The organism is Chryseobacterium sp. SIMBA_028, assembly GCF_046535285.1.
GTDB lineage: Bacteria > Bacteroidota > Bacteroidia > Flavobacteriales > Weeksellaceae > Chryseobacterium.
Genome location: NZ_JAWRWZ010000195.1, coordinates 1 through 278 on the forward strand (window position 1 = coordinate 1; position 278 = coordinate 278).

1 protein-coding gene is annotated in these 278 nt (G+C 64.4%); it reads left to right on the forward strand.

The annotated features are described in order from the left end of the window. Positions 1-278: chorismate synthase (locus tag SCA31_RS23115; protein ID WP_410699369.1), on the forward strand; the 278-nt coding region annotated here is incomplete at both ends.

Here is a 278-nt window from a genome sequence, read left to right on the forward strand (position 1 = left end):
TGCAGAAATACGGTTTTGACGAGGCCCGTCCCGTCCTGGAGCGCGCAAGCGCCCGCGAAACCGCTACCCGTGTGGCATTGGGTACCGTCGCCGCACAATACCTGAAGCACTTGGGCGTGGAATTGGTCAGCCACACGGTGTCGATCGCCAGCGTCAGCGTCCCCGAGGGACGGCCGCTGCCCATGCCTCGCGACGTGATCGCCCTCGACGCCGACCCCTTGCGTTGCTTTGACCGCGAGACATCCGATGCCATGGTGGATGAAGTGGATGCTGCCCAC